The organism is Microbacterium sp. (genome assembly GCF_043427715.1).
Taxonomy (GTDB): Bacteria; Actinomycetota; Actinomycetes; order Actinomycetales; family Microbacteriaceae; genus Microbacterium.
Genome location: NZ_JBHWTD010000090.1, coordinates 1 through 20,644, shown reverse-complemented (window position 1 = coordinate 20,644; position 20,644 = coordinate 1). Strand labels below are relative to the sequence as shown.

Below are 20,644 nucleotides of genomic sequence, written 5' to 3'. Positions count from 1 at the left end.
AATGTCCTCGGTGCAGTCCGACCATCACGGCGGTGCGCTCGCGGCCACGCGCCGGCTCCTGGACGCCGGCCATCGCGCGGTCGCGCACGTCGCCGGGCCGGAGTCGTCGTTCGCCGCCGCCGAGCGCGAGCGTGGCTGGCGGGAGGCGCACGGCGGGCAGCCGGTCATCGAGGTGATGCGGGGCGATTGGAGCGCGGCATCCGGGTTCGATGCGGGCACCGCACTCGCCGCGCGAACCGATGTCGACGCCGTCTTCGCCGCGAACGATCAGATGGCGCTCGGCGTGCTGCGCGCCTTCGCCGAGGCCGGCCGCGATCAGGTCGCGGTGATCGGATTCGACGATGTGGCGGATGCCGCGGACTACCGCCCCCCGCTCACCACCGTCCGCCAGGACTTCGACGCCCTCGGCGAGGCCGCCGTCGCCGCGCTCGCCGACGCGCTCACCGGCGGGGAACCGAGCCGCACCGTCGTCCCGACGACGCTGGTCGCGCGCGCCTCCGGCTGACCTGCCGGGGTCTGCGCCGATGGACGGAGCGGCGACCCGTCAGCTCGCGGCGCGGCGGGCGTCCCAGCCGGTGCGGACCATCTCGTCGACCGTGTAGCGGTTGGCCCAGTCGAGGTCCCGCGCGGCGAGCTCGCCCGTCGCGACGATGCGGTCGGGGTCGCCGGGGCGGCGGGGGCCGATCTCGGGCGTGAACGGGATCCCGGTGACGCGGGCGACGGCGTCCATGATCTCCCGCACCGACAGACCGTTCTGCGAGCCCAGGTTGTAGGCCGGCTCGATCGACTGTCCACCCGCGAGGCGCTGCGCCGCGACGACGTGCGCCGCCGCAATGTCAGCGACGTGCACGTAGTCGCGTACATTCGTGCCGTCGGGGGTGTCGTAGTCGTCGCCGTTGATGCGCGGCGTCTTGTCGGCCAGCAGCATCTCGAAGACGATCGGGAACAGGTTGTGCGGGCTCGTGTCGTAGACGGTCGGGTCACCCGAGCCGACGACGTTGAAGTAGCGCAGCGACGTGTGCCGAAGAGGATGGTCGGATGCCGCGGTCGCGACGCCCTGCGCCGCGATGAGCCACTCGCCGATGAGCTTCGACTCGCCGTACGGCGAGGCGGGGCGCTTGGGCAGGTCCTCGGTGACGAGCGGCACGTCGGGGGTGCCGTAGACCGCAGCGCTGGAAGAGAACACGATGTTCGAGACACCGGCATCCGCCATCGCCGCGAGGACGACGCGGGTCGCCTCGACGTTCTGCTCGTAGGTGTGCAGCGGGCGCTCCACCGAGACACCCGCGTACTTGAAGCCCGCGACGTGGATGACGCCCTCGACGTCGTGCTGACGAAGGGTGTTCGTCACGAGCGGCTGATCGAGGATCGTGCCCTGCACGAACGGCACCCCCTCGGGCACGAACGAGGCGTGACCGCTGGAGAGGTCGTCGATGACGACGGGGCTCAGACCCGCTTCGGACAGTGCGCGGACGACGTGCGCCCCGATATACCCGGCGCCGCCGGTGACCAGCCAACTCATGCCATCAGCCTAGTTGCGCTGAGCGGAGGCTCCCCGCGCGCACCGACCCCGCAGAATCCCGCCGGATCCGCCCGCGTCAGCCCTCGAGGGCCGCGGTCACGACCGCGCGCGCCTCCGCCTGCACCTGCGCGAGGTGCTCGGGGCCGCGCAGCGACTCGGCGTACAGCTTGTAGACGTCCTCGGTGCCCGACGGGCGGGCGGCGAACCACGCGGACTCGGTCTGCACTTTGAGGCCGCCGATCGCGGCGCCGTTGCCGGGCGCGTGCGACAGCTTCGCCGTGATCGGGTCGCCGGCGAGCTCGGTCGCCGTCACGGCGTCGCCCGAGAGTTTCGACAGCGCGGCTTTCTGTGCAGCGGATGCCGGTGCGTCGACACGGGCGTATGCGGCGCCACCGAACTCGGACTCGAGCTCCGCGTACCGCTGCGAGGGCGTCTTGCCGGTGACCGCGAGGATCTCGGCCGCGAGCAGGCACAGCAGGATCCCGTCCTTGTCGGTCGTCCACACCGTGCCGTCCTTGCGGAGGAACGAGGCGCCCGCAGATTCCTCGCCGCCGAACGCGACGGAGCCGTCGATGAGACCGGGCACGAACCACTTGAAGCCGACCGGCACCTCGATGAGGGTGCGGCCGAGCGACGAAGCGACGCGATCGATGATCATCGACGAGACGAGGGTCTTGCCGATCGCGGCATCCGCCGGCCATCCGGCACGGTGACGATAGAGGTAGTCGATCGCGACCGCGAGGAAGTGGTTGGGGTTCATCAGCCCGGCGTCGGGCGTGACGATGCCGTGACGGTCGGCGTCGGCGTCGTTGCCGGTGAGGACGTCGAACTCGTCGCGGCGGGCGACGAGGGCAGCCATCGCCGACGGGGAGGACGGATCCATGCGGATCTTCTCGTCCCAGTCGAGGGTCATGAACTTCCAGGTCGGGTCGACCTCGGGGTTCACGACGGTGAGGTCGAGGCCGTAGCGTTCCGCGATGAGCGCCCAGTACTCCACCGAGGCGCCACCGAGCGGGTCGGCGCCGATCCGCACGCCCGACTTCGCGATCGCGGGCAGGTCGATGATCGAGGCGAGGTCGGCGACGTAGTGCTCGCGGAAGTCGTATTCGCCGAGCGTGTCGACGTCGATGTCGGCGTAGCGGATCCGTTTCACGTCGGCCAGCCCGCCGGCGATGAGTTCGTTCGCGCGGCCGGCGACCCATCCGGTCGCATCGGTGTCGGCGGGGCCGCCGTGCGGCGGGTTGTACTTGAAGCCGCCGTCGCGGGGCGGGTTGTGCGAGGGGGTGACGACGATGCCGTCGGCGCGCGACGGGTCGTCTTCGGAGAGACCGCGGTTGTGGGTGAGGATCGCGTGGCTGAGCGCGGGGGTCGGCACCCACGAGTCACGCGCGTCGACGCGGACGTCCACGCCATTGGCGACGAGCACCTCGATCGCGGTGCGCTCGGCGGGACGCGACAGGCCATGGGTGTCACGGCCGAGGAAGAGCGGACCCGTGATGCCCTGCGAGGCGCGGTACTCCACGATCGCCTGGGTCGTCGCGAGGATGTGGTCCTCGTTGAAGCTCGTCGACAGCGACGACCCGCGGTGGCCGCTCGTGCCGAACGCGACCCGCTGCGCCGGCACCGTGGCATCCGGCTTCTTGTCGTAATAGGCGTTGATCAGCTCATCGATGTCGATGAGGTCTGAGGATTCGGCAGGCTGTCCGGCGCGGCTCATGCGCTCAGTCTGCCAGGTGAGGCGGCTCTGAGGGCGCCGTCTCTTGCGCGAAGGCGTTCAGCGTGCGCGCATCGCGCGAAGGACGCCTTGGTGCCCGTGAACGCTTGTCCGATCGAGGCGGAGCCCGCCGTCTCCCCAGATCAGCGAGCCGTCGCCCAGTCTCCGGCTCAACGCGCCCGCAGGCCGTCCGGATCGGCCACCCGTTCTGGTGGTTCTGCGCGCTGAAGTGCCCGGTCTAGGCTTGCCCCCGTGACCTCCGAGCCCTCGGTCGACCCGATCAGACGCACGTACAGCTTCCTGGGACCCGCCGGCACCTTCACCGAGGCGGCCCTCGCGCAGGTGCCCGAAGCGCGTGATCAGACCTGGCGGCCCGTCCACAACGTGGGTGAAGCGCTCGCCGACGTCATCGAGGGCAGGTCGGATGCCGCGATGATCGCGATCGAGAACTCCGTCGACGGCGGGGTCTCGACGACGCAGGACGCCCTGGCTACGGTCCCGGGCCTGCGGATCGTGGGGGAGTACCTGGTCCCGGTCGAGTTCGTGCTCGTCGCGAAGCCGGGGGTACGCCTCGAGGACGTGTCGGTCGTCGCCGCGCACCCGGTCGCTTACGCGCAGTGCCTGACCTGGCTGACCCAGAACCTGCCCGAGCACGCGCACATCCCCGCCGCGAGCAACGTCGCCGCCGCTGTCGGCATCGTCGAGGACGCGATCGATGCGGATGCCGCGATCGCCCCTCCCGGCATCCTGAAACTCCACGAGCTCGAACTGCTGGCCGAGAAGATCGGCGACAACCCGAACGCGGTCACCCGGTTCGTACTGGTCAGTCGCACGGCGCCGCCGCCCGCGCCCACCGGCGCCGACAAGACCTCGCTCATCGTCGAGCTGCCCGAGGATCACCCGGGCGCCCTGCTCGAGCTGCTCGAGCAGTTCGCGACCCGCGGCATCAACCTGTCGCTTCTCGCGTCGCGGCCCATCGGCGACGCGCTGGGGCGGTATCGCTTCGTCATCGACGCCGACGGTCACATCGAGGACGAGCGCATGGCCGACGCCCTCCTCGGGCTGCGCCGCTTCTCGCCGCGGGTGATGTACCTGGGGTCCTACCCCCGCGCGGACCGCGCGATCGTCCGCTATCCCGAGCGCTACTCCGACGACGTGTTCGTCGAGGCGCGGGACTGGCTCCGCGGACTGGTGTCGGGCGCGCCCGAAGCCTGAATCGGGCTCACGCCGCCAGCAGTTCGAGGGTGCGCAGGCGCGCGGGCGCGGCATCCATCGGCTCGTCATCGCGTGCACCCGCGACGGGCGAGATCATCACCTCGTCGACGCCGTGGCGCGCGGCGAACTCCGCGAGCTTCGCGCGGACGTCGAGCCCGGTGCCGATGAACCAGCGCGAGCGCAACGCGTCGAGGACGGGAGCCGCGAGGCGGTCGGCGGCCGCGGCGGCCGCCGCCTGCTCGACGGTCTCGAGTGGCACGAGCGGGCGGTTGCCCCGCAGACGGGCCATCATGCGGGCCTGCGGCAGCATGGCCGCCTCCGCCTCCTCGGCGGTGTCGGCCGCGACGACGTTCGCGGTGAGGAACGTGCGGGGTGCATCGAGCGTGTCGGAGGGCTGGAACTGACCGCGGTAGAGGTCGAGCGCGCGCTCGAGGCCTTCCCCCGCGAAGTGGTTCGCGAACACGTAGGGCAGGCCGAGGCCCGCCGCGAGCTGCGCGGAGTAGTCGCTCGAACCGAGCAGCCACACCTCGGGGGTGCTCGTCGCGGCCGGTGTCGCGTGCACGTCGTACGTGCCGCCGGAGGTGAACCGCACCGAGGCGCCCTCGGCTGACACCAGCGAACGGATGTCGGTGACGTTCTGCGGGAACCGGTCGACGTCGCTCGTCGTGCCCGACTGCCGCAGCAGCTGCGTGATGACCGGGTCGGACCCGGGCGCGCGTCCGATGCCGAGGTCGATGCGCCCCGGCGCGAGGGCTTCGAGGGCGGCGAACTGCTCGGCGACGATGAGCGGCGAGTGGTTGGGGAGCATGACGCCGCCCGAGCCGACCCGGATTCTCCGGGTGCGCGCGGCGGCCGCGGCGATGAGGACGGGCGGGGTCGTCGAGGCGACCGAGGGCATGTTGTGGTGCTCGGCGAACCAGTAACGGCGATAGCCCAGCTCGTCGGCGCGCTCTGCGGTGCCGAGTGCGGCCGTGATCGCCTGCGCGCTGGTCTGCCCGGAGCGGACCGGGACGAGGTCGAGAACGGACAGGGCAGGGGCAGGAGTGCTCATCGCACGGTCCAACCGGATGCCGCGCCGAAGCATTCCCGGCGGGCTCGGCGACGGCGGCAGGCACGATGATGACGCCGTCGATGAGGTACCGGGCGAGGCGGTCGATGTCGCGCGCCGCGGGAGCAGGCCCTCAGGGTCCGCTCGCGGCGCGGTCGTTCGCCCCTCAGTTGCCGGAGCGGGCGGCTTGCTTGACCTGCTCGTAGGCGGCGAGGGCGCGCTGGCGTGTGGCCTTCAGATCGACGATGGGCGCGGGCGCGAGACCCTCCTCGCCGCGATGCTCCGGCGCCCACTGCGCGATGTAGTGACCGTCGGGATCGAACTTCTGCGCCTGCAGCTCCGGGTTGAACACGCGGAAATACGGCGCGGCATCCGCCCCCGAACCCGCGACCCACTGCCAGTTGAACGGGTTGTTGGCACCGTCGGCATCCACCAGCGTGTCCCAGAACCACTCTTCGCCGTGACGCCAGTCGATCAGCAGGTTCTTGATGAGGAAGGATGCCGTCACCATCCGCGCCCGGTTGTGCATGTAGCCGGTATGCCAGAGCTCTTTCATGCCCGCGTCGACGATCGCATAGCCGGTCTCGCCGCGCTGCCAGGCGCGGAGCGCCGTCGGCTTCAAGCGGGGCCACGGGAATGCGTCGAACTCCCGCCGGAGGTTCTTCGTCGCGAGCTCCGGGAAGTGGTACAGCGTGTGCCAGGCGAACTCGCGCCACCCCAGCTCGGAGAGGAAGCGGCTGGTGTCGTGCGCCTCGATCGCCGCGTGCCACACCGTGTGCGGGCTGAGCTCGCCCCACCGCAGCCGCGGCGAGAGCAGCGACGTCGCACCCGCGCTCGGCCGATCACGCGCACGGTCGTACGCGCCGACGTCCTCGGCGAGGAACTCCCGCAATCGGCGTCGCGCGGCCGGTTCGCCCGGCTCCCACGTCTCGCGCAGCCCGCCCGCCCAGTCGGGGTCATGCGGGAGCAGCCCCCAATCGTCCAGCGACTCCGACGCGGGCGCGCGGCCGGAGGCCGGCACCTCCCGCGGCTCGGGCAGAGGCGCGCGCGGGGCGGGCAGCGAGAGGCAGGCGCGCCAGAACGGGCTGTAGACGGAGAAGTGCGTGCCGGCACCCGTCGTGACCGTCCACGGCTCGAACAGCAGGGACCCTGCGAACGAGGCGACCTCCACGCCGTCGGCGCGGAGCGATTCTTTCAGCCTCGCGTCGATGTCGCGCTCCGGCCCGCCGTAGCGGCGGTTCCAGAAGACGGCGCCCGCACCGGCATCCGTCACGACGTCCCGCACCACCTCGGCGGCCGGGCCGCGGCGGAGGATCAGCACACCGCCCCGCTCGCGCAGCCGCTCGGAGAGGGAGGCGAGCGAGTGGTGCAGCCACCACCGCGCCGCGCCCCCGAGCGGCCGCACCCCGGGCGACTGCTCGTCGAGCACGTACAGCCCGATGACGGGTTCGCCGCGGTCCAGCGCAGCGCGCAATGCGGGGTGATCGGCGAGGCGCAGATCATCGCGGAACCAGACGATCGAGGGGGACGACATCCCCTCATCCTGTCGAGCGGATGCCGCCGGCGCCGCCCCTTGACGATGCCCGGTCGATGCGTCAGACCGTAGCCTTGTGCCCCTTCGGGACCGCGACCGTCAGCGCACCTTCGACGACGCGCACCGCGATGTGGGTCGCCTCGCCGAACTCATCGCCGTCGAGCTCGACGGGCTGTGCGTCGCCGGCGGCGATGTCGATGCCCTTGCCCTTCGTGAAGCGCACGGCGTTGTCGGCCGTACGCAGGGCCAGGATCCGGCGACCGGCGCGGAACCGGCGCAGGACGCTGTTGTCCCACGCGACGCGACGCCACACCAGCAGCCAGCCCAGGGCGCTGCGCGGCTGGAAGACGGCGAAGTCGAGCTGTCCGTCGGTGATCGACGCCTCGGGGATCAGTTCGAGACCAGCGGGCAGCGACCCGCAGTTGGCGAAGACGATGCTCTGCACGTTCGAGCGGTGGGGGCGCTGCCCGGGCACCTGATAGAGCGCGGGAAAAGGCTTGGCCTGCGAGAGCGAGCGAGCGGCGCCGTCGACGTAGGCGACCCAGCCCATCTTCTTCTTCAGGTCGCCGCGCGTGTTCGCGATCATCGCGGCATCCAGGCCGATGCCGCCCATCACGACGAACGCGTGCTCGCGCGACTCCCCGTCGGGGCGGCGGATCTGCGCGAGTCCCACATCCATCGTGAGGGTGTCGCCCTCGAAGGTCGCGGCGATCATCGCCTCCGCGTCGTCGAGCGGAAGGCGGAGGTTCCGGGCGAGGAGGTTGCCGGTGCCGCTCGGCACGATCGTGAGCGGCACCGACGAGCCGGTCATCGCTTCACTGACCGCGCGGACGGTGCCGTCACCGCCGGCCACGAGCACGGCATCCACGCCCTCTTCCAGCGCCTGCCGGGTCACGTCGTCGCCGAGGTCGTCGACCGTCGTCTCATAGAAGAGGGGCTCCGACCATCCCGCCTGCTTCGCGTGGGATGCCACGAGCTCACGCAGCTCGTCGCCGTCGACCTTCGTCGGGTTGTAGACGAGCGCCGCCTTCGGGCTCGGCCGGCCGTCCTCGTCGGCGAGGGGCTCGGTGGAGCCGGACTCGTCGACGCGGCGTGCCTCGCCGCCCTCACCGTCGGTCGTGTCGGGGGAGACGTCGCCGGGCTCGCGCAGCACGTCGCCCGTTCCCTCTGCAGCGGGGGCCTCGGGCTGGTCGTCGGGAGTCGTTTCGGGGTCGGTCGCCATGGCACCACAGTATTGCCCGGGAGCGGATGCCGCGGGGGCCTTGCGCCCGGTCCGTCACCGGTGCAGAAAGCCCCGCGCGAGCCCGGGGGAGGCGGGCATCGGCGCGACTAGACTTGCCGGGTGATCGATCTGGCCCTTCTTCGTGACGACCCCGACCTGGTGAAGCGCTCGCAGGAGGCGCGTGGCGAATCGCCCGACACCGTCGACGCCGCCCTCGAGGCCGACCGTGCGCGTCGCGCCGCGATCACCGCCTTCGAAGAGCTCCGCGCCGCGCAGAACGCGCACGGCAAGACCGTCGCGCAGGCGCCGAAGGAGGAGAAGGCGGCGCTCGTCGCACAGGCCAAGCAGCTCAGTGAACAGGTCAAGGCCGCCCAGCAGGCCGTGACCGCCGCGGAGGCAGCCGCTGCCGCTGCGCTCGCGAAGATCGAGAACATCGTGATCGACGGCGTGCCCGCCGGTGGCGAGGACGACTTCGTCACGATCCGCACCCACGGTGAGCCCGTCACCTTCGACTTCGAGCCGCGTGACCACCTCGCCATCGGCGAACTGCTCGGCGCGATCGACATGGAGCGCGGCACCAAGGTGTCGGGAGCACGGTTCAGCTTCCTCACCGGCATCGGTGCGCGGCTGGAGATCGCCCTCATGAACCTCGGTCTCGAGCGCGCGCTCGCCGCCGGGTTCATCCCGATGGTGCCGCCCACTCTCGTGCGCCCGGAGGTCATGCGCGGCACCGGGTTCCTCGGTCAGCACGCCGACGAGGTCTACCACCTCGATGACGACGACCTCTATCTCGTGGGCACGAGCGAGGTGCCCCTCGCCGGCTATCACATGGGCGAGATCCTCGACCTCGAGGCGGGCGCCAAGCGCTACGCCGGATGGTCGACCTGCTACCGCCGCGAAGCCGGCTCGCACGGCAAGGACACCCGCGGCATCATCCGTGTGCACCAGTTCAACAAGCTGGAGATGTTCGTCTACACGACCCCGGAGGATGCCGAGGCCGAGCACCTGCGCCTGGTCGAGATGCAGGAGCGCATGCTCCAGGACCTCGGACTCGCCTACCGCGTCATCGACGTCGCCGCGGGCGACCTCGGTTCGTCCGCCGCGCGGAAGTACGACGTCGAGGCGTGGGTTCCCACGCAGGGCGCGTATCGCGAGCTCACCTCCACCTCGAACTGCACCACCTACCAGGCCCGGCGTCTCGACATCCGCTACCGGCCCACCGCCGAGGGCGCGGCGCGGACGACTCCCGTCGCGACCCTCAACGGCACCCTCGCGACCACCCGCTGGATCGTCGCCCTGCTGGAGACCCACCAGCGCGCCGACGGCTCGGTGGTCATCCCCGAGGTGCTGCGCCCGTACCTCGGCGGTCTCGAGGTCGCGGAGCCCATCGCGTGACGTCCGCAGCGGGTGTGCCGGCGACCGGCGAAGTCGAGGTCGTGGCGCCCGAGGACGCCGCTGAGGTGGTCGAGGAGGTCGCCGACGCGGCATCCGCTTCGCAGCGTCTGCTGATCGCGCTCGACATCGACGGCACCGTCGTGCTCGAGGACGAGTCCTTCAGCCCGGGCGTGGTCGAAGCGGTCGCGCACGCGCACGCCGCCGGCCACGAGGTCATGCTCGCCACCGGGCGGTCGTGGGAGGGAACCCGTCACATCCTCGAGGGTCTCGCGCTCACGCCCGAGTACGTCGTCTGCTCGAACGGGGCCGTCATCCTCAAACGGGAGGCTGAGGGCTATGTCCGGTTCCACACCGAGGAGTTCGACGCGTCGCAGGTGCTCGAGCTCCTTCGCGACCACCTGCCGCACGCGCACTACATGGTCGAGCTGCCTGACGGGCGCCGGCTCTACACCGATGACATCGAGGACTGGAACCTCGCCTCGGCCGAGAAGGTGCACTTCACCGAGCTGTCGGCGCAGCCGGTCTCTCGTGTGGTCGTCGTCTCGCAGGACGACAACAACGACGACTTCGTGGAGCTCGTGTCCCGCATCGGACTGAACGAGGTGTCGTATGCCGTCGGCTGGTCGGCGTGGCTCGACATCGCCCCGCAGGGCATCGACAAGGCCACGGCCCTGGAACGGGTGCGAACCTGGCTCGGGATCGACGCGGCATCCGTCCTCGTCATCGGCGACGGACGCAACGACATCGGTATGCTCCGCTGGGCGAAGGCCGCCGGCGGCCGTGCGATCGCGATGGGGCAGGGCCCCGAAGAAGTGCTGAGCGAGGCGTCCGAGCACACCGGCAGTGTCACCGAGGGCGGCGTCAGCGCGATCCTCCGCGCGCTCTGAGGTCGCACCGGCTACCCGTTTTCAGCACGCCCACAGCCGGTTCCGCGAGAATGAGGGACTTCTGGGGTCCGCTAGACTCGACGCCTGTTCGACCATGCCGCAAGGCGCGGTCGGGAGGGTTGTCCGAGCGGCCGAAGGACCCGGTCTTGAAAACCGGTGGGCAGCAATGTCCCGTGGGTTCGAATCCCACACCCTCCGCAGTGTGTGAAAGGTGATCCGTGAGCGCAAAGCCCAGGGCGACAGCGTCGAAGTTCCGGCGCCAGCCCGTCGCGCGTCACGGTGCGCTGACCTCTCCCAACCCGTTCGTCCAGCTGCTGACGATCGCCGGCGCGATCCTCGCGGTGGTCGTCGTGAGCGTCAGCGCCATCGGCGGTTTCTACGTGTGGGATGCTGCGCGCGCCCTCGGCGAAAGCGGCGTGTCCATCGGCGACGAGACGCTTCCCCCGCACATCGGTGAGATCGAGGGCGGCGTCAACATGCTCGTCGTCGGCACCGACTCGTGCGAGGGTCAGGATCTCGCCCTGTTCCCGCGGTGCAAGAAGGACGACGGCGGTGAGCGCAACGACGTCACGATGCTCCTGCACATCAGTGATGAGCCGCGCCGGGTGACCGTGGTGTCCTTCCCCCGCGACATGATCGTGCCGATCCCCTCGTGCGAGAACCCCGAGACGGGTGGCTCGTACTCGGCGATGAGTGCGCAGATGATCAACGCGTCGTACATGTACGGCGGTCTCGGCTGCACCGTGTCGACCGTCGAAGAGCTGACCGGAGTGGACGTCCAGTTCGCGGCATCCATTCGATGGACCGGCGTGATCAACATGTCCGACGCGATCGGCGGTGTCGATGTGTGCGTCAGCGACGACATCTCCGACACGCACACCGGGCTGAACCTGGCAGCCGGCCAGCACACGCTCGTGGGCGCCGAGGCACTGCAGTTCCTGCGCATCCGTCACGGCATCGGCGACGGGTCGGACCTCGGGCGCATCTCGAACCAGCAGCAGTTCATGGGCTCGCTCGTGCGCAAGCTGCAGTCGACCGCGACGCTCTCGAACTACCCGGCACTCATCAACCTGGCCAATACCGCCGTCCGACAGGTCAACGAGGGCCAGCTGACGCTGAGTGAGTCGCTGACCAACCCGCAGCGGATGGCGCAGATCGCCATGGCCGTCGCCGATGTGCCCTACGAGGACATCGTCTTCGTGCAGTACCCGACGACGTATGCGCCCGGTGGGGGTCGCGTGCTCCCGGTGAGCTCCGCCGCCGACGTGCTGTTCACGGCGCTCGAGGAGAACAAGGCGATCCGCGTCACCGGAAACGCCAGTGGCGGCAACGGCGTGGAGGTCGTCGGTGAGGCCGGCGACGGGGCGACGGGGGAGACCCCCGCTCCGACCGCGACCGAGAGCCCGGACGGCGAGGCCGGCGAGACGCCGGATGTCACGTCCACCCCCGCTCCGACCGCGTCGGGCGACGCGGTGGAGCTGCCGAGCGAGATCAACGGCCAATCCGCGAACCAGGTCACCTGTACCGTCGCCGAGCGTTGACCGTCGGTTCGGCGCTGGCACGCGGAGCGGTTATGCTTGCTGGGTGCATCCGCGCCGCGCGCGGTCGGATGCCTGGAGACGTCGCATAGTCAGGCCTAGTGCACCACCCTGCTAAGGTGGAGTCCCCTCACGGGGACCGAGGGTTCAAATCCCTCCGTCTCCGCTCTAAAAATTCCTGATCAAGGGTCTTTCTCTTCCGGTTCTGCCACGAAATCTGCCACTTCTGCCACGTACCTGACGTGGCTGGTGTTGAGCATTCTGGCGATCATGTGCGGTCGCACTCAGCTTTCTGCTCGCCGCGGTCGTTCGACTCGCCGTTTCGGCCGCGTCAGCGCGGGACTGAGAGCGCAAATCCCTCCGTCTCCGCGAGTACTTCTTTTCCCACCTTCTCCTCCACAGCGGGCACTTCACGCGAGTTGTCCCCAGTCGCCTACTGAGCGCGATCGCGACCATGTTCAGACCTCGATGCTCGCGGCATGGGAATCCGCTACTACGCATATGCATTCGACGCCGAACTCACTCAGCAGGCCATCGATGAACCGCACAGCATTCTGTCGAGCGATCCGCTCGCGGATGCGTGGGGGATGGAGCCGCACGCCAGCGTGAGCATCACGATGTTCGAGCAGACGTCGCCGAAGCGCGACATGCTCTATCTCGACAAGGCGTGGTCCGCTCTGCAATCGCTCACCGATCCGCCGTCGGGTGCTCGCGGAGAGGCGAAGGCATACCGCATGTTCGAGGGACGCGTCATAATGCACGACATGGGCTGGGACCCATGGATCAGAACGATCACGCCCGAGGAGATTCCGGCGATCCGCGACGACCTCTGTGCGTTCGACGAGTCTCGGGTGCGGGCCTGGGCGGTCGACTGGCGAAGCCCGTTCGGTGCGGATCCGGAAGATGAGATCCGATATGTGAGCGACTTCCTCAAACGTGCCAAAGAGTTCGTCACGGCGCTCGCGGCGGATGGTCGCGGAATGGTCTACATGATCGGGTGACACGTCGGAAGGTCACCGCGGGCGGCGACGTCAGCTGATGTCGGCGCACTCGGACAGAATGGATCCGTGCCCGCCGTCGCCCACGTTCTCGAGTTCGCTCAGCTCGTCGAACGTGACGCTGCGTGGAAGCTGCTGCGTGCGGACAGCGCACCGACAATCGCCGGGCTCTTGGGCATCCACCTGGGTGGAGATGAGCGCCGCGTCGATGCGGAGGAGTTGTACGAGCGGATCGACGTCGACCTCGAGCGGCTGCGCGCAAAGGGCATGAACCTGCCGCTGGCGGCAAAGGGTTACTGCGCAGAGTGGCGATCGGCCGGATTCCTCGTGCGTCGGCCGTCGTCTGAAGCGCGCGGTGAGACGCTCGAATTGTCGCCCGATGCGATTGCGGGCATCAGATTCCTCCAGGGGCGCGCCGCCCCGCGTGCGAGCGTGACCGAGTCGCGGCTTGCGAGCCTCGCCGCGCAGGTGCGCCGCCTGGCGATCGACACCGATCCGGATGTCTCAGCACGCATCGCGCTACTCGAGGAGGAGATCTCAACGATCGAGCGGCGGATCGAGGGCCTCCGCTCGGGCGACGAAGCGGCGATCGATGAAGACCGGGCGCTCGAGCGCGTTCGCGATGTCCTGGCGCAGGCCGCAGACGTCCCCGACGACTTCGCCCGGGTGCGTGCCGAGTTCGAGACGTTGAACGCGTCGCTGCGGGCGAAGATCGTGGAGTCGGATGTCTCTCAGGCATCCGTCGTGGACGAGGTGTTCCGCGGCATCGACCACATCTCCGACTCGGATGCGGGGCGCAGCTTCGCCGCCTTCTCGCAGCTCGTCCTCGACCCCGCACTCGGAGCCGCCTTCGAGGCCGATGTCCGCCGGATTCTCGACCGCGGCTTCGCTCGTGACCTCAGCGCGGACGAGCGCCGAGTGCTGCGCTCCTTCCTCACGACGCTCAAGGGTCGAAGCGCCGAGATCCACGACGTCATCACGCTGTTCGCCCGGGCTCTCCGCCGCTACGTGCAATCGCAGGACTACCAGCAGGACCGGGTGCTGAGGACTCTGCTGCGGGAGGCTCAGCACGCGGGCGTCGAAGCGGCCGCACATACGCGGCCATGGCACCCGACATCTCTCACCCTGGACCTCTCTGCAGTCGCGATGGCGAGCGTCGGTGCGATCGACCTCCATGATCCCGCGGAATTCGCCGCCACCGAAGAGGTCGTTACGCACACCGCGCAGCTCGCGAGCCTCGAGGAATTGCGGGCGATCGCTCGCGAGACCGAGATCGATTTCGACGAACTCACCCGCAACGTCAACGACTTGCTCACCGAATCCTCGTCGTGCACCGTCGCCGACGTTCTCGCGCGATATCCCGCGACGCAGGGAGTCGGCAGCGTGATCGGACTTCTGTCGATCGCCGCCGAGCAGGGAACTGTCGAAGATGAGCCGGAGATCCTGGCGTGGCAGGGCGCCGACGGAGTCGCGCGGGCGGCGCTGGTCGCTGCGCACCGATTTACAGGAGCGGTGATATGACCGAACCGTCCACGGTGCATGCCATCGAGGCCGAACACGCCGGCCTCTGGCGCGGCGACGCCGGCGAACTCCCTGACCGCACGCGGCGAGTCTTGTTGCGCCTGGTGCGCGGCCCGTACCTCTCCGGCGGCCGCGAGGCGCAGTTGTGGGCTGTGCTGCTCACCGATGAGACGGTGATCCGCGCGCGACTCGCCGATCTTTTCCTCGAGCTGGTCATCGATCACGACAACGAGTTCGCCTTCGTCCGAAACGCTCCGTCCGACGACGCTCCGAAGGCGGTGCGGTCCGAGGCGCTCACGTTCCTCGACACCGCGATGTTGCTCATCCTGCGCCAGACCTTGCTGAGCGAGGAAGGGAGGGGCCGCGTCATCGTCGGGCAGGCGGAGGTGTTCGAACAGCTCGCCGTCTTCCGCACCCCGGATCGGGATGAGAAGGACTTCGCGAGCCGCGTCAACTCGTCGTGGAACAAGATGCAGAACAAGCTGCGCGTGCTGCACGCCGTCGGCGATGACCGCGCCGAGATCTCGCCGGTGCTGCGATTGCTTGTCGACGCCGACCAAATCCGCGCGATCACGGCGGAGTACCAGCGGATCGCACGCGCAGGTGCGGACGACGCCACTGCCGTATCGCCGGATGCCGAGGACGGGACCGAATGACGATGCTCACCTTCCCGCCCGACGAGCCGGAGATCGATCCGAACAGGCCCGGCCAGTGGCGCCTCGCTCAGATCGAACTCGTCAACTGGGGCACGCTCGCCGGCCACGTCGCCGTCGACGTCGCGCGCGCCGGGCACCTGTTCACCGGGGCATCTGGGTCGGGCAAGTCCTCGCTCCTCGACGCGATTGCCGCCGTGTACACCCCCGACCGGTGGCTGCGGCTCAATGCCGCCGCTCAAGACGGCGCCTCTCGGAGCAGCGACCGCACGCTCATGAGCTACGCGCGTGGCGCTTGGAGCAAGGAAGCGGACGAGACCGCTGACCGGGCCACGACGAGCTACCTTCGCGCGAAGGCGACCTGGAGCGGCATCCTGCTGCGCTACGAGAACCTGGAGGACGAACCCGTCGTCCTGATGCGGGTCTTCCATGCCCCGGGCACGCGCACCGACCCGACCGCCCTGAAGGATGCCAGGATCTTCGCCCGCGGTCAGCTGCAGCTTCTCGACATCAGGCCGCACGTCGAGGGAGGAATCGATGCGCGCCGCATGTCGAAGGCCTTCCCGGATGCGTTGATCACTACCGGCGGACGACACGGACGCTTCCACGAGCGGGTCATCCGCCAGTTCGGGTTCCGGGGCGATGCGACTCTCCAGTTGCTGCATAAGACCCAGTCGGCGAAGAACCTCGGCACCCTCGACGCATTGTTCCGTGGGTTCATGCTCGACCAGCCGGGCACCTTCGCGCGCGCCGAGACGGCCGTCGAACAGTTCACGGAGCTCGACGCTGCGCACCGGCACGTGGTCGATCTGCGGAAGCAGGCCGATGCGCTGCGCAGAGTCGACGAGGCGATCACGGCGTTCGACGCGGCCAGCGCCGAGACGTCGGCGATATCGGGCCTGCACAATGCGGTCGAGCCGTTCACCTCGGCACTCAAGCTACGGCTCGCGAAGGATGCCGCGGCGCCGGCACACGCCGGGCTGGCACGCGCCGACAGTGCGCTCGCCGACGCTGTGCGCGAGCAACGGCTAGCGGCGGAAGCTGTGGAGAGCGCGAGGGCCCGTGTCCGGGACGAAGGTGGCGCCCGCGTCGAGCTGCTACAGGAGCGAATCGACAGTGCACAGCGCGACGAGGAGATCATCGCGCAGTATCGCGCCCAGCTGACGACCGAACTCTCGCGCATCGGGGCTCCGATGCCCGGCGATCCCGAGCAGTTCGCGGAGATGCTCGCGGCAGCGGCTGCGGAGGCTACGCGTGACATCGCCGCGGTGCCGCACGAGGTGCGCGACGCCGCGAGCCAGGCGCGGCGGGCGCTGGATCACGTCACGAAGCAGATCCAGTCGCTGCGAGACCATCGGAGCAACCTCGACGAGAAGCTGTTGAGAGCCCGGCGGTTCATCGCCGAGGCGGTCGGCGTTCCGGTATCCACCCTGCCTTTCGCGGGGGAGCTCATCTCGGTCGCCGAGCCGCATGCGCTCTGGCGCGGCGCGGCGGAGCGGGTGCTGGCCTCGCTGTCGACGACATTGCTCGTGCGCGACGAGCATCTCGCGGCGGCGCGTCGCGCTGCCGACTCGCGCACGCTCGGCGTGCGGCTCGTGATCGAAGCGGTGCCGCACGCCGTCGATGAGCCGCGCCGCCCCAAGGACGCCCGGTCGCTCGTCCACCGCCTCGTGGTGAGTGACGGACCGTTCGGTGCCTACCTCCGCAGGCGCCTGGCCACCGAGTTCGACTACGCCTGCGTGTCGCACCCTGACGAGCTCGATGACGTCGAGCGCGGTGTCACGGTCGGCGGTCTCGTCAAGAGGAACTCGCGCAGGTATGAGAAGGACGACCGTCACGATATCGGCGATGCGACACGGTGGGTGCTGGGCGGCGACACCGAGGCGCGGCTCGATGCGTTGCTGGCGCGTCAACGCGATGCGAAGGCGGCGATGGTGGCGGCGGCGGCTCGGGATGCCGAGGCCGATACGCGTCGGCAGGACGCACTCACCCGCCGTGACGTCTTCGCGCGTGTGTCGACGTTCACCTGGACGGACATCGATCTGGGATCCGCCGCGGCGGTCACTGCCGCTCGCCGCGACGAGTTGCGAGCGCTCACTGACGAGTCCAGCACCCTCCGCGAGGCGCAGGAGATCGCGGGACGTGCGACCGAGCGACTGGAGGGGGCGAACGCGGCTCACACCCTAGCCATCGGCGAACACGCTGTGGCTCGCAAGCGAGTGGAGGGCATCGCCTCGCAGATCGCGGAGCTCGAGGCGACCGTGCCCGAGGCGATCGAGGAGGCGAGCGCGGATGCCCTGGACGCTCGGTTCCACTCCGAGCGGCGCTCCGTGAGTCTCGAAACGGTGGACGAAGTCGCGCGAAAGGTGCAATCGGCGCTCTCGAAGGAGAAAGACTCCGCGGCCGCTCGCGCAGCGGACGCGGAGGCGCGGTTCGCCGGACGCGCTGCCGAGTTCCGGCTCGGGTGGCCGGCGGCGTCCGCCGACCTCACCGCCGACATCCGCGATCGCTACGGCTACCGCGAATTGCGTGAGGGCATCCTCGCGCGCGGGCTGCCGGAGAAGGAGGCCGAGTTCCGGAAGCTTTTGCGCGAGCGATCACAGGACGTCGTCGCCCACCTGCTCAGCGACCTCCGTGACGCCCCGGGACTCATCCGCGAACGGATCCTCCCCGTCAATGCCTCCCTCGGGCGGTCGCCGTTCGAGGGTGCAGACCGGTTCCTCGAGATCGATGTGAAGACGACGCGCACCCGGGAGGTCGACGACTTCCTCGGGGACCTCCGCCGCATCGTCGAGGGCAACTGGTCGGACGAGTCGGCCGCCGGTGCGGAACAACGTTTCGCCGTCCTGCAGCGGGTGATCGGTCGACTTGGATCCAAAGACCGCGTCGACTCCGACTGGCGGGTGCGCGTGCTCGACACGAGGCTCCATGTGAGCTTCCTCGCGCGGGAGAAGGACGTCAGTGGGCGGGTCGTGCGCGTATATGACTCCGCCGAAGGACTCTCGGGCGGTCAGCGGCAGAAGCTCGTCATCTTCTGCCTCGCCGCCGCGCTGCGGTACCAGCTGACCGAGGAGGAAGACGACGTCCCGAAATTCGGGTCGATCGTGCTCGACGAGGCGTTCGACAAGGCCGACAGTCGCTACACGCGCAACGCGATGGAGGTGTTCCGCGAGTTCGGTTTCCACATGATCCTCGCCACCCCGCAGAAGCTGTTGCAGACCCTCGAGCCGTACGTGGGTGCGATCACGTCGGTGTCCAACCCCGACCGCAGAGCTTCACGTCTCGCGAACGTCGTGTTTTCCGTCGAAGAGCCTGATGCACAGGCTTCACCGCATGCGGAGCTGCACGCGTGACCACGTTCGTCACTCCGACGGATGTGCACGCACGGGCGAAGAAGCTTTTCGATCGTGATGCGCGCATGTGGGCTGCCGAGCAGCAGACCGATGTGGTGCTCGACGTTCCGCTGCGTCCGCCTACGGAGCGCGAGGCGCTGCGTGACCTCGAGCGGGTCCGCGAGTGGGTGGATGCCTGGCGAGCCGTGGATGACGCCTCAGGGATCGAACTCGAGTGGGTCGTTCGCAACTGGTCGCGCATCGGGTCGCAGGAAGTCCCTGTCCGTGCGGTGCTGCGCGGGGCGGAAGCGATCGCTCGCGTCGCCGGCGAGACTGATGGCTGGCGCGTTCTGGGGGCGAGACTCGATGCACTGCGGGAACCCATCGAATTCGACGTGGGCGGCGTCCTGCGTGCACATGCGCGCGCCATCGCCGACCTCGACGATGACGACTTCGGGCGACTCGTCGATGTGCTCGCGTGGCTGCGCGAGCATCCGGGATCGGGTCGCCTGGTCCGTGAGCTGCCGATTCGGGGAATCCACACCAAGTGGATCGAGACTCGTCGCGGACTCGTGGAGTCCTTGCATCGAGCGGGAACCGGCGCGCTCAACCTCGGACTGCGTGAACCGTCACCGCTCGTGCGGCTCCGCGTTCTCGATGCGTCGCTCTCCTTCCATGGACTCACCGATGTGTCCGCGCCGGTCGATGACCTCGGTGCCAGTCAGATCCGCCCCGAGCGGGTGTTTGTGTTCGAGAACCTCGCCACCGTACTCGCGATGCCGGACATGTCTGGAGCGGTCGCCATTCACGGCGGTGGCCATCGGGTCGACCTCGTCGCCCGCTTGCCTTGGGCTCAGACCGTGACGTACTGGGGAGATCTGGACTCGCACGGGTTCGCCATCCTGAACCGGCTCCGAGCCAGGGGAGTGGATGCGACGTCGGCGCTGATGGAGATGGCCACGCTGTTCGACCACCGCGACCTCTGGGGCATCGATCCCGATCCGAACGTCGGTGTGTTCGATCGGCTCACGCGCGATGAACGCGCAACACTCCAGTCGCTGAGCGCCGAGGGGAACATACGCCTCGAGCAGGAACGAATCCCGTGGGACTACGCACTCGCGCGGCTTGAGGTTTAGTGCCTCCCAGTCGGCGCAAAGGATAAGGGGCCTCGACTTGCGCCGGGCCCCTTATGTGTAAGCACCGATCCGCGAAGCGTCCGGTGTTTGTGCGTCTAGTCTAGCCTGTGTGTCGCTGATCGAGCCTGTGAGTTCCCGATTCGTCGGCGACGCTCGGTTCCAGCGGCTTCTCGTAGACGCGGGCGGTGACATCGCTCGCGCGCAGGAGCTGTTCGAGTGGAATGTCCGTGCTTCGGGCGCCGCGATGGAGGCGATCCTTGTCTTCGAGCTCGTCCTACGCAACGCCATCGATCGCGAGCTGCGCATCTGGAACGACGGCATGGCCGGAACGCCGGACTGGCTGTTGCATCCGCACCCCTACCTACTGCGCGCGATGAACCAGATTGAGTTGTCGAAGGCCGCAACGCGAGCGAGACGCATCGCCGGGGACCACGACCGGCCGGTGAGCCACGATGACGTGCTGGCACAGATGTCGCTCGGCGTGTGGCGCTACCTGCTCCCGTCGAAGGCGAACAAGTCGAAGCAGAAACTCTGGACCGTGGCCATCAATAACGCGTTCCCGGCCTGGCCGGGCGAGTGGTCGGCCGACAGCATCGTTGCCCGCGTTGCCAATGTCCACGGACTCCGCAACCGCGTGGCCCACCTCGAACCCCTCCACCGGTTCGATCTCCGAAAGGTTCGTCGAGACATGCGCAGCGTCTGTCACGCGATCGGCCCCGACGCGGCTCGCTTCTTCGTCCAGACGGAGAGGCTGCTAGCCGTGATCGAGGCGAACCCCGCGACCGAGGGGGGTGGCGTCCCCTGGGGTGGTGTAGTTCTCGGTGCTGGGTGTCACGTCGTTGACGTGGTGAGCCATCGTGCGATGGTCAGTGAGAACCGACTAAAGCTACTCACAGAAAGACACGACGCACGATGGCTCTTGACCAGTC

General features: G+C 69.1%; 16 protein-coding genes and 2 tRNA genes. 13 read left to right on the top strand and 5 right to left on the bottom strand.

Annotated features, from left to right (window positions below; translation table 11 throughout):
* The coding region (locus ACHFGS_RS09175) for a substrate-binding domain-containing protein (protein WP_394289394.1) at positions 1-505 on the top strand (505 nt) is incomplete at its 5' end.
* A 39-nt stretch (positions 506-544) separates the two neighbouring features.
* On the opposite strand, the gene galE is transcribed toward ACHFGS_RS09175, so the two are convergent.
* Both galE and pgm read right to left on the bottom strand, forming a co-directional pair.
* Positions 545-1,522, bottom strand: a complete 978-nt coding sequence (gene galE / locus ACHFGS_RS09170; protein ID WP_394279640.1) for a UDP-glucose 4-epimerase GalE — start codon at positions 1,520-1,522, stop codon at positions 545-547.
* Positions 1,523-1,598: 76 nt separating this feature from the next.
* Positions 1,599-3,239: a phosphoglucomutase (alpha-D-glucose-1,6-bisphosphate-dependent) gene (gene pgm, locus ACHFGS_RS09165; RefSeq protein WP_394289393.1), complete on the bottom strand. Its 1,641-nt coding sequence runs from the start codon at positions 3,237-3,239 to the stop codon at positions 1,599-1,601.
* Positions 3,240-3,488: 249 nt separating this feature from the next.
* Here pgm and pheA point away from each other — a divergent pair, with 249 nt between their 5' ends.
* The gene (gene pheA / locus ACHFGS_RS09160) at positions 3,489-4,451 is read left to right on the top strand and encodes a prephenate dehydratase (RefSeq protein WP_394289392.1); all 963 of its coding nucleotides are present in this window, start codon (positions 3,489-3,491) and stop codon (positions 4,449-4,451) included.
* 7 nt (positions 4,452-4,458) lie between these two features.
* Here the strand turns inward: pheA and ACHFGS_RS09155 are convergent, their stop codons facing one another.
* The 3 genes from ACHFGS_RS09155 to ACHFGS_RS09145 all read right to left on the bottom strand — a co-directional run bounded on the left by ACHFGS_RS09155 (position 4,459) and on the right by ACHFGS_RS09145 (position 8,255).
* Positions 4,459-5,502 carry an LLM class flavin-dependent oxidoreductase gene (locus tag ACHFGS_RS09155; RefSeq protein ID WP_394289391.1) on the bottom strand — a complete coding sequence of 348 codons (1,044 nt, stop codon included), beginning with the start codon at positions 5,500-5,502 and terminating at the stop codon, positions 4,459-4,461.
* Positions 5,503-5,665: 163 nt separating this feature from the next.
* Positions 5,666-7,033, bottom strand: coding sequence for a cryptochrome/photolyase family protein (locus ACHFGS_RS09150; protein ID WP_394289390.1), 1,368 nt, complete (start codon positions 7,031-7,033; stop codon positions 5,666-5,668).
* A 61-nt stretch (positions 7,034-7,094) separates the two neighbouring features.
* Positions 7,095-8,255, bottom strand: a complete 1,161-nt coding sequence (locus tag ACHFGS_RS09145; protein WP_394279803.1) for a diacylglycerol/lipid kinase family protein — start codon at positions 8,253-8,255, stop codon at positions 7,095-7,097.
* Positions 8,256-8,375: 120 nt separating this feature from the next.
* Between ACHFGS_RS09145 and serS the strand changes: the two genes are divergently transcribed.
* The 11 genes from serS to ACHFGS_RS09090 all read left to right on the top strand — a co-directional run.
* Positions 8,376-9,650 (top strand): serine--tRNA ligase, encoded by a 1,275-nt coding sequence (gene serS / locus ACHFGS_RS09140; protein ID WP_394279802.1) that lies wholly within the window; start codon positions 8,376-8,378, stop codon positions 9,648-9,650.
* Positions 9,647-10,537 (top strand): HAD family hydrolase, encoded by an 891-nt coding sequence (locus tag ACHFGS_RS09135; RefSeq protein ID WP_394279801.1) that lies wholly within the window; start codon positions 9,647-9,649, stop codon positions 10,535-10,537. Before serS ends, ACHFGS_RS09135 begins: the two co-directional genes overlap by 4 nt.
* Before the next feature lie 113 nt (positions 10,538-10,650).
* A tRNA-Ser gene (locus tag ACHFGS_RS09130) sits at positions 10,651-10,735 on the top strand.
* Positions 10,736-10,755: 20 nt separating this feature from the next.
* Positions 10,756-12,078 carry an LCP family protein gene (locus ACHFGS_RS09125; RefSeq protein ID WP_394279800.1) on the top strand — a complete coding sequence of 441 codons (1,323 nt, stop codon included), beginning with the start codon at positions 10,756-10,758 and terminating at the stop codon, positions 12,076-12,078.
* A gap of 74 nt (positions 12,079-12,152) precedes the next feature.
* Positions 12,153-12,241, top strand: a tRNA-Ser gene (locus ACHFGS_RS09120).
* Between the two features lie 313 nt (positions 12,242-12,554).
* Positions 12,555-13,076: a DUF1877 family protein gene (locus ACHFGS_RS09115; RefSeq protein ID WP_394279799.1), complete on the top strand. Its 522-nt coding sequence runs from the start codon at positions 12,555-12,557 to the stop codon at positions 13,074-13,076.
* 66 nt (positions 13,077-13,142) lie between these two features.
* Complete coding sequence (locus ACHFGS_RS09110; protein WP_394279798.1) at positions 13,143-14,594, top strand: DUF3375 domain-containing protein; 1,452 nt, start codon at positions 13,143-13,145, stop codon at positions 14,592-14,594.
* On the top strand, positions 14,591-15,250 hold the full coding sequence (locus tag ACHFGS_RS09105) for a DUF4194 domain-containing protein (protein WP_394279797.1): 660 nt from the start codon (positions 14,591-14,593) through the stop codon (positions 15,248-15,250). The genes ACHFGS_RS09110 and ACHFGS_RS09105 overlap by 4 nt, the downstream gene beginning before the upstream one ends.
* Positions 15,247-18,600, top strand: a complete 3,354-nt coding sequence (locus ACHFGS_RS09100; RefSeq protein WP_394279796.1) for an ATP-binding protein — start codon at positions 15,247-15,249, stop codon at positions 18,598-18,600. The genes ACHFGS_RS09105 and ACHFGS_RS09100 overlap by 4 nt, the downstream gene beginning before the upstream one ends.
* Positions 18,597-19,715, top strand: coding sequence for a DUF3322 domain-containing protein (locus ACHFGS_RS09095; protein ID WP_394279795.1), 1,119 nt, complete (start codon positions 18,597-18,599; stop codon positions 19,713-19,715). The genes ACHFGS_RS09100 and ACHFGS_RS09095 overlap by 4 nt, the downstream gene beginning before the upstream one ends.
* 109 nt (positions 19,716-19,824) lie before the next feature.
* Positions 19,825-20,644 (top strand): hypothetical protein (locus ACHFGS_RS09090; RefSeq protein ID WP_394289389.1); only part of this gene is annotated, 820 nt, incomplete at its 3' end.

Excerpts from the sequence above, each read along its gene's own strand:
- galE (WP_394279640.1), bottom strand. The coding sequence starts at position 1,522 with ATGAGTTGGCTGGTCACCGGCGGCGCCGGGTATATCGGGGCGCACGTC.
- pgm (WP_394289393.1), bottom strand. The coding sequence starts at position 3,239 with ATGAGCCGCGCCGGACAGCCTGCCGAATCCTCAGACCTCATCGACATC.
- ACHFGS_RS09155 (WP_394289391.1), bottom strand. The coding sequence starts at position 5,502 with ATGAGCACTCCTGCCCCTGCCCTGTCCGTTCTCGACCTCGTCCCGGTC.
- ACHFGS_RS09150 (WP_394289390.1), bottom strand. The coding sequence starts at position 7,033 with ATGTCGTCCCCCTCGATCGTCTGGTTCCGCGATGATCTGCGCCTCGCC.
- ACHFGS_RS09145 (WP_394279803.1), bottom strand. The coding sequence starts at position 8,255 with ATGGCGACCGACCCCGAAACGACTCCCGACGACCAGCCCGAGGCCCCC.
- ACHFGS_RS09115 (WP_394279799.1), top strand. The coding sequence starts at position 12,555 with ATGGGAATCCGCTACTACGCATATGCATTCGACGCCGAACTCACTCAG.
- ACHFGS_RS09105 (WP_394279797.1), top strand. The coding sequence starts at position 14,591 with ATGACCGAACCGTCCACGGTGCATGCCATCGAGGCCGAACACGCCGGC.
- ACHFGS_RS09100 (WP_394279796.1), top strand. The coding sequence starts at position 15,247 with ATGACGATGCTCACCTTCCCGCCCGACGAGCCGGAGATCGATCCGAAC.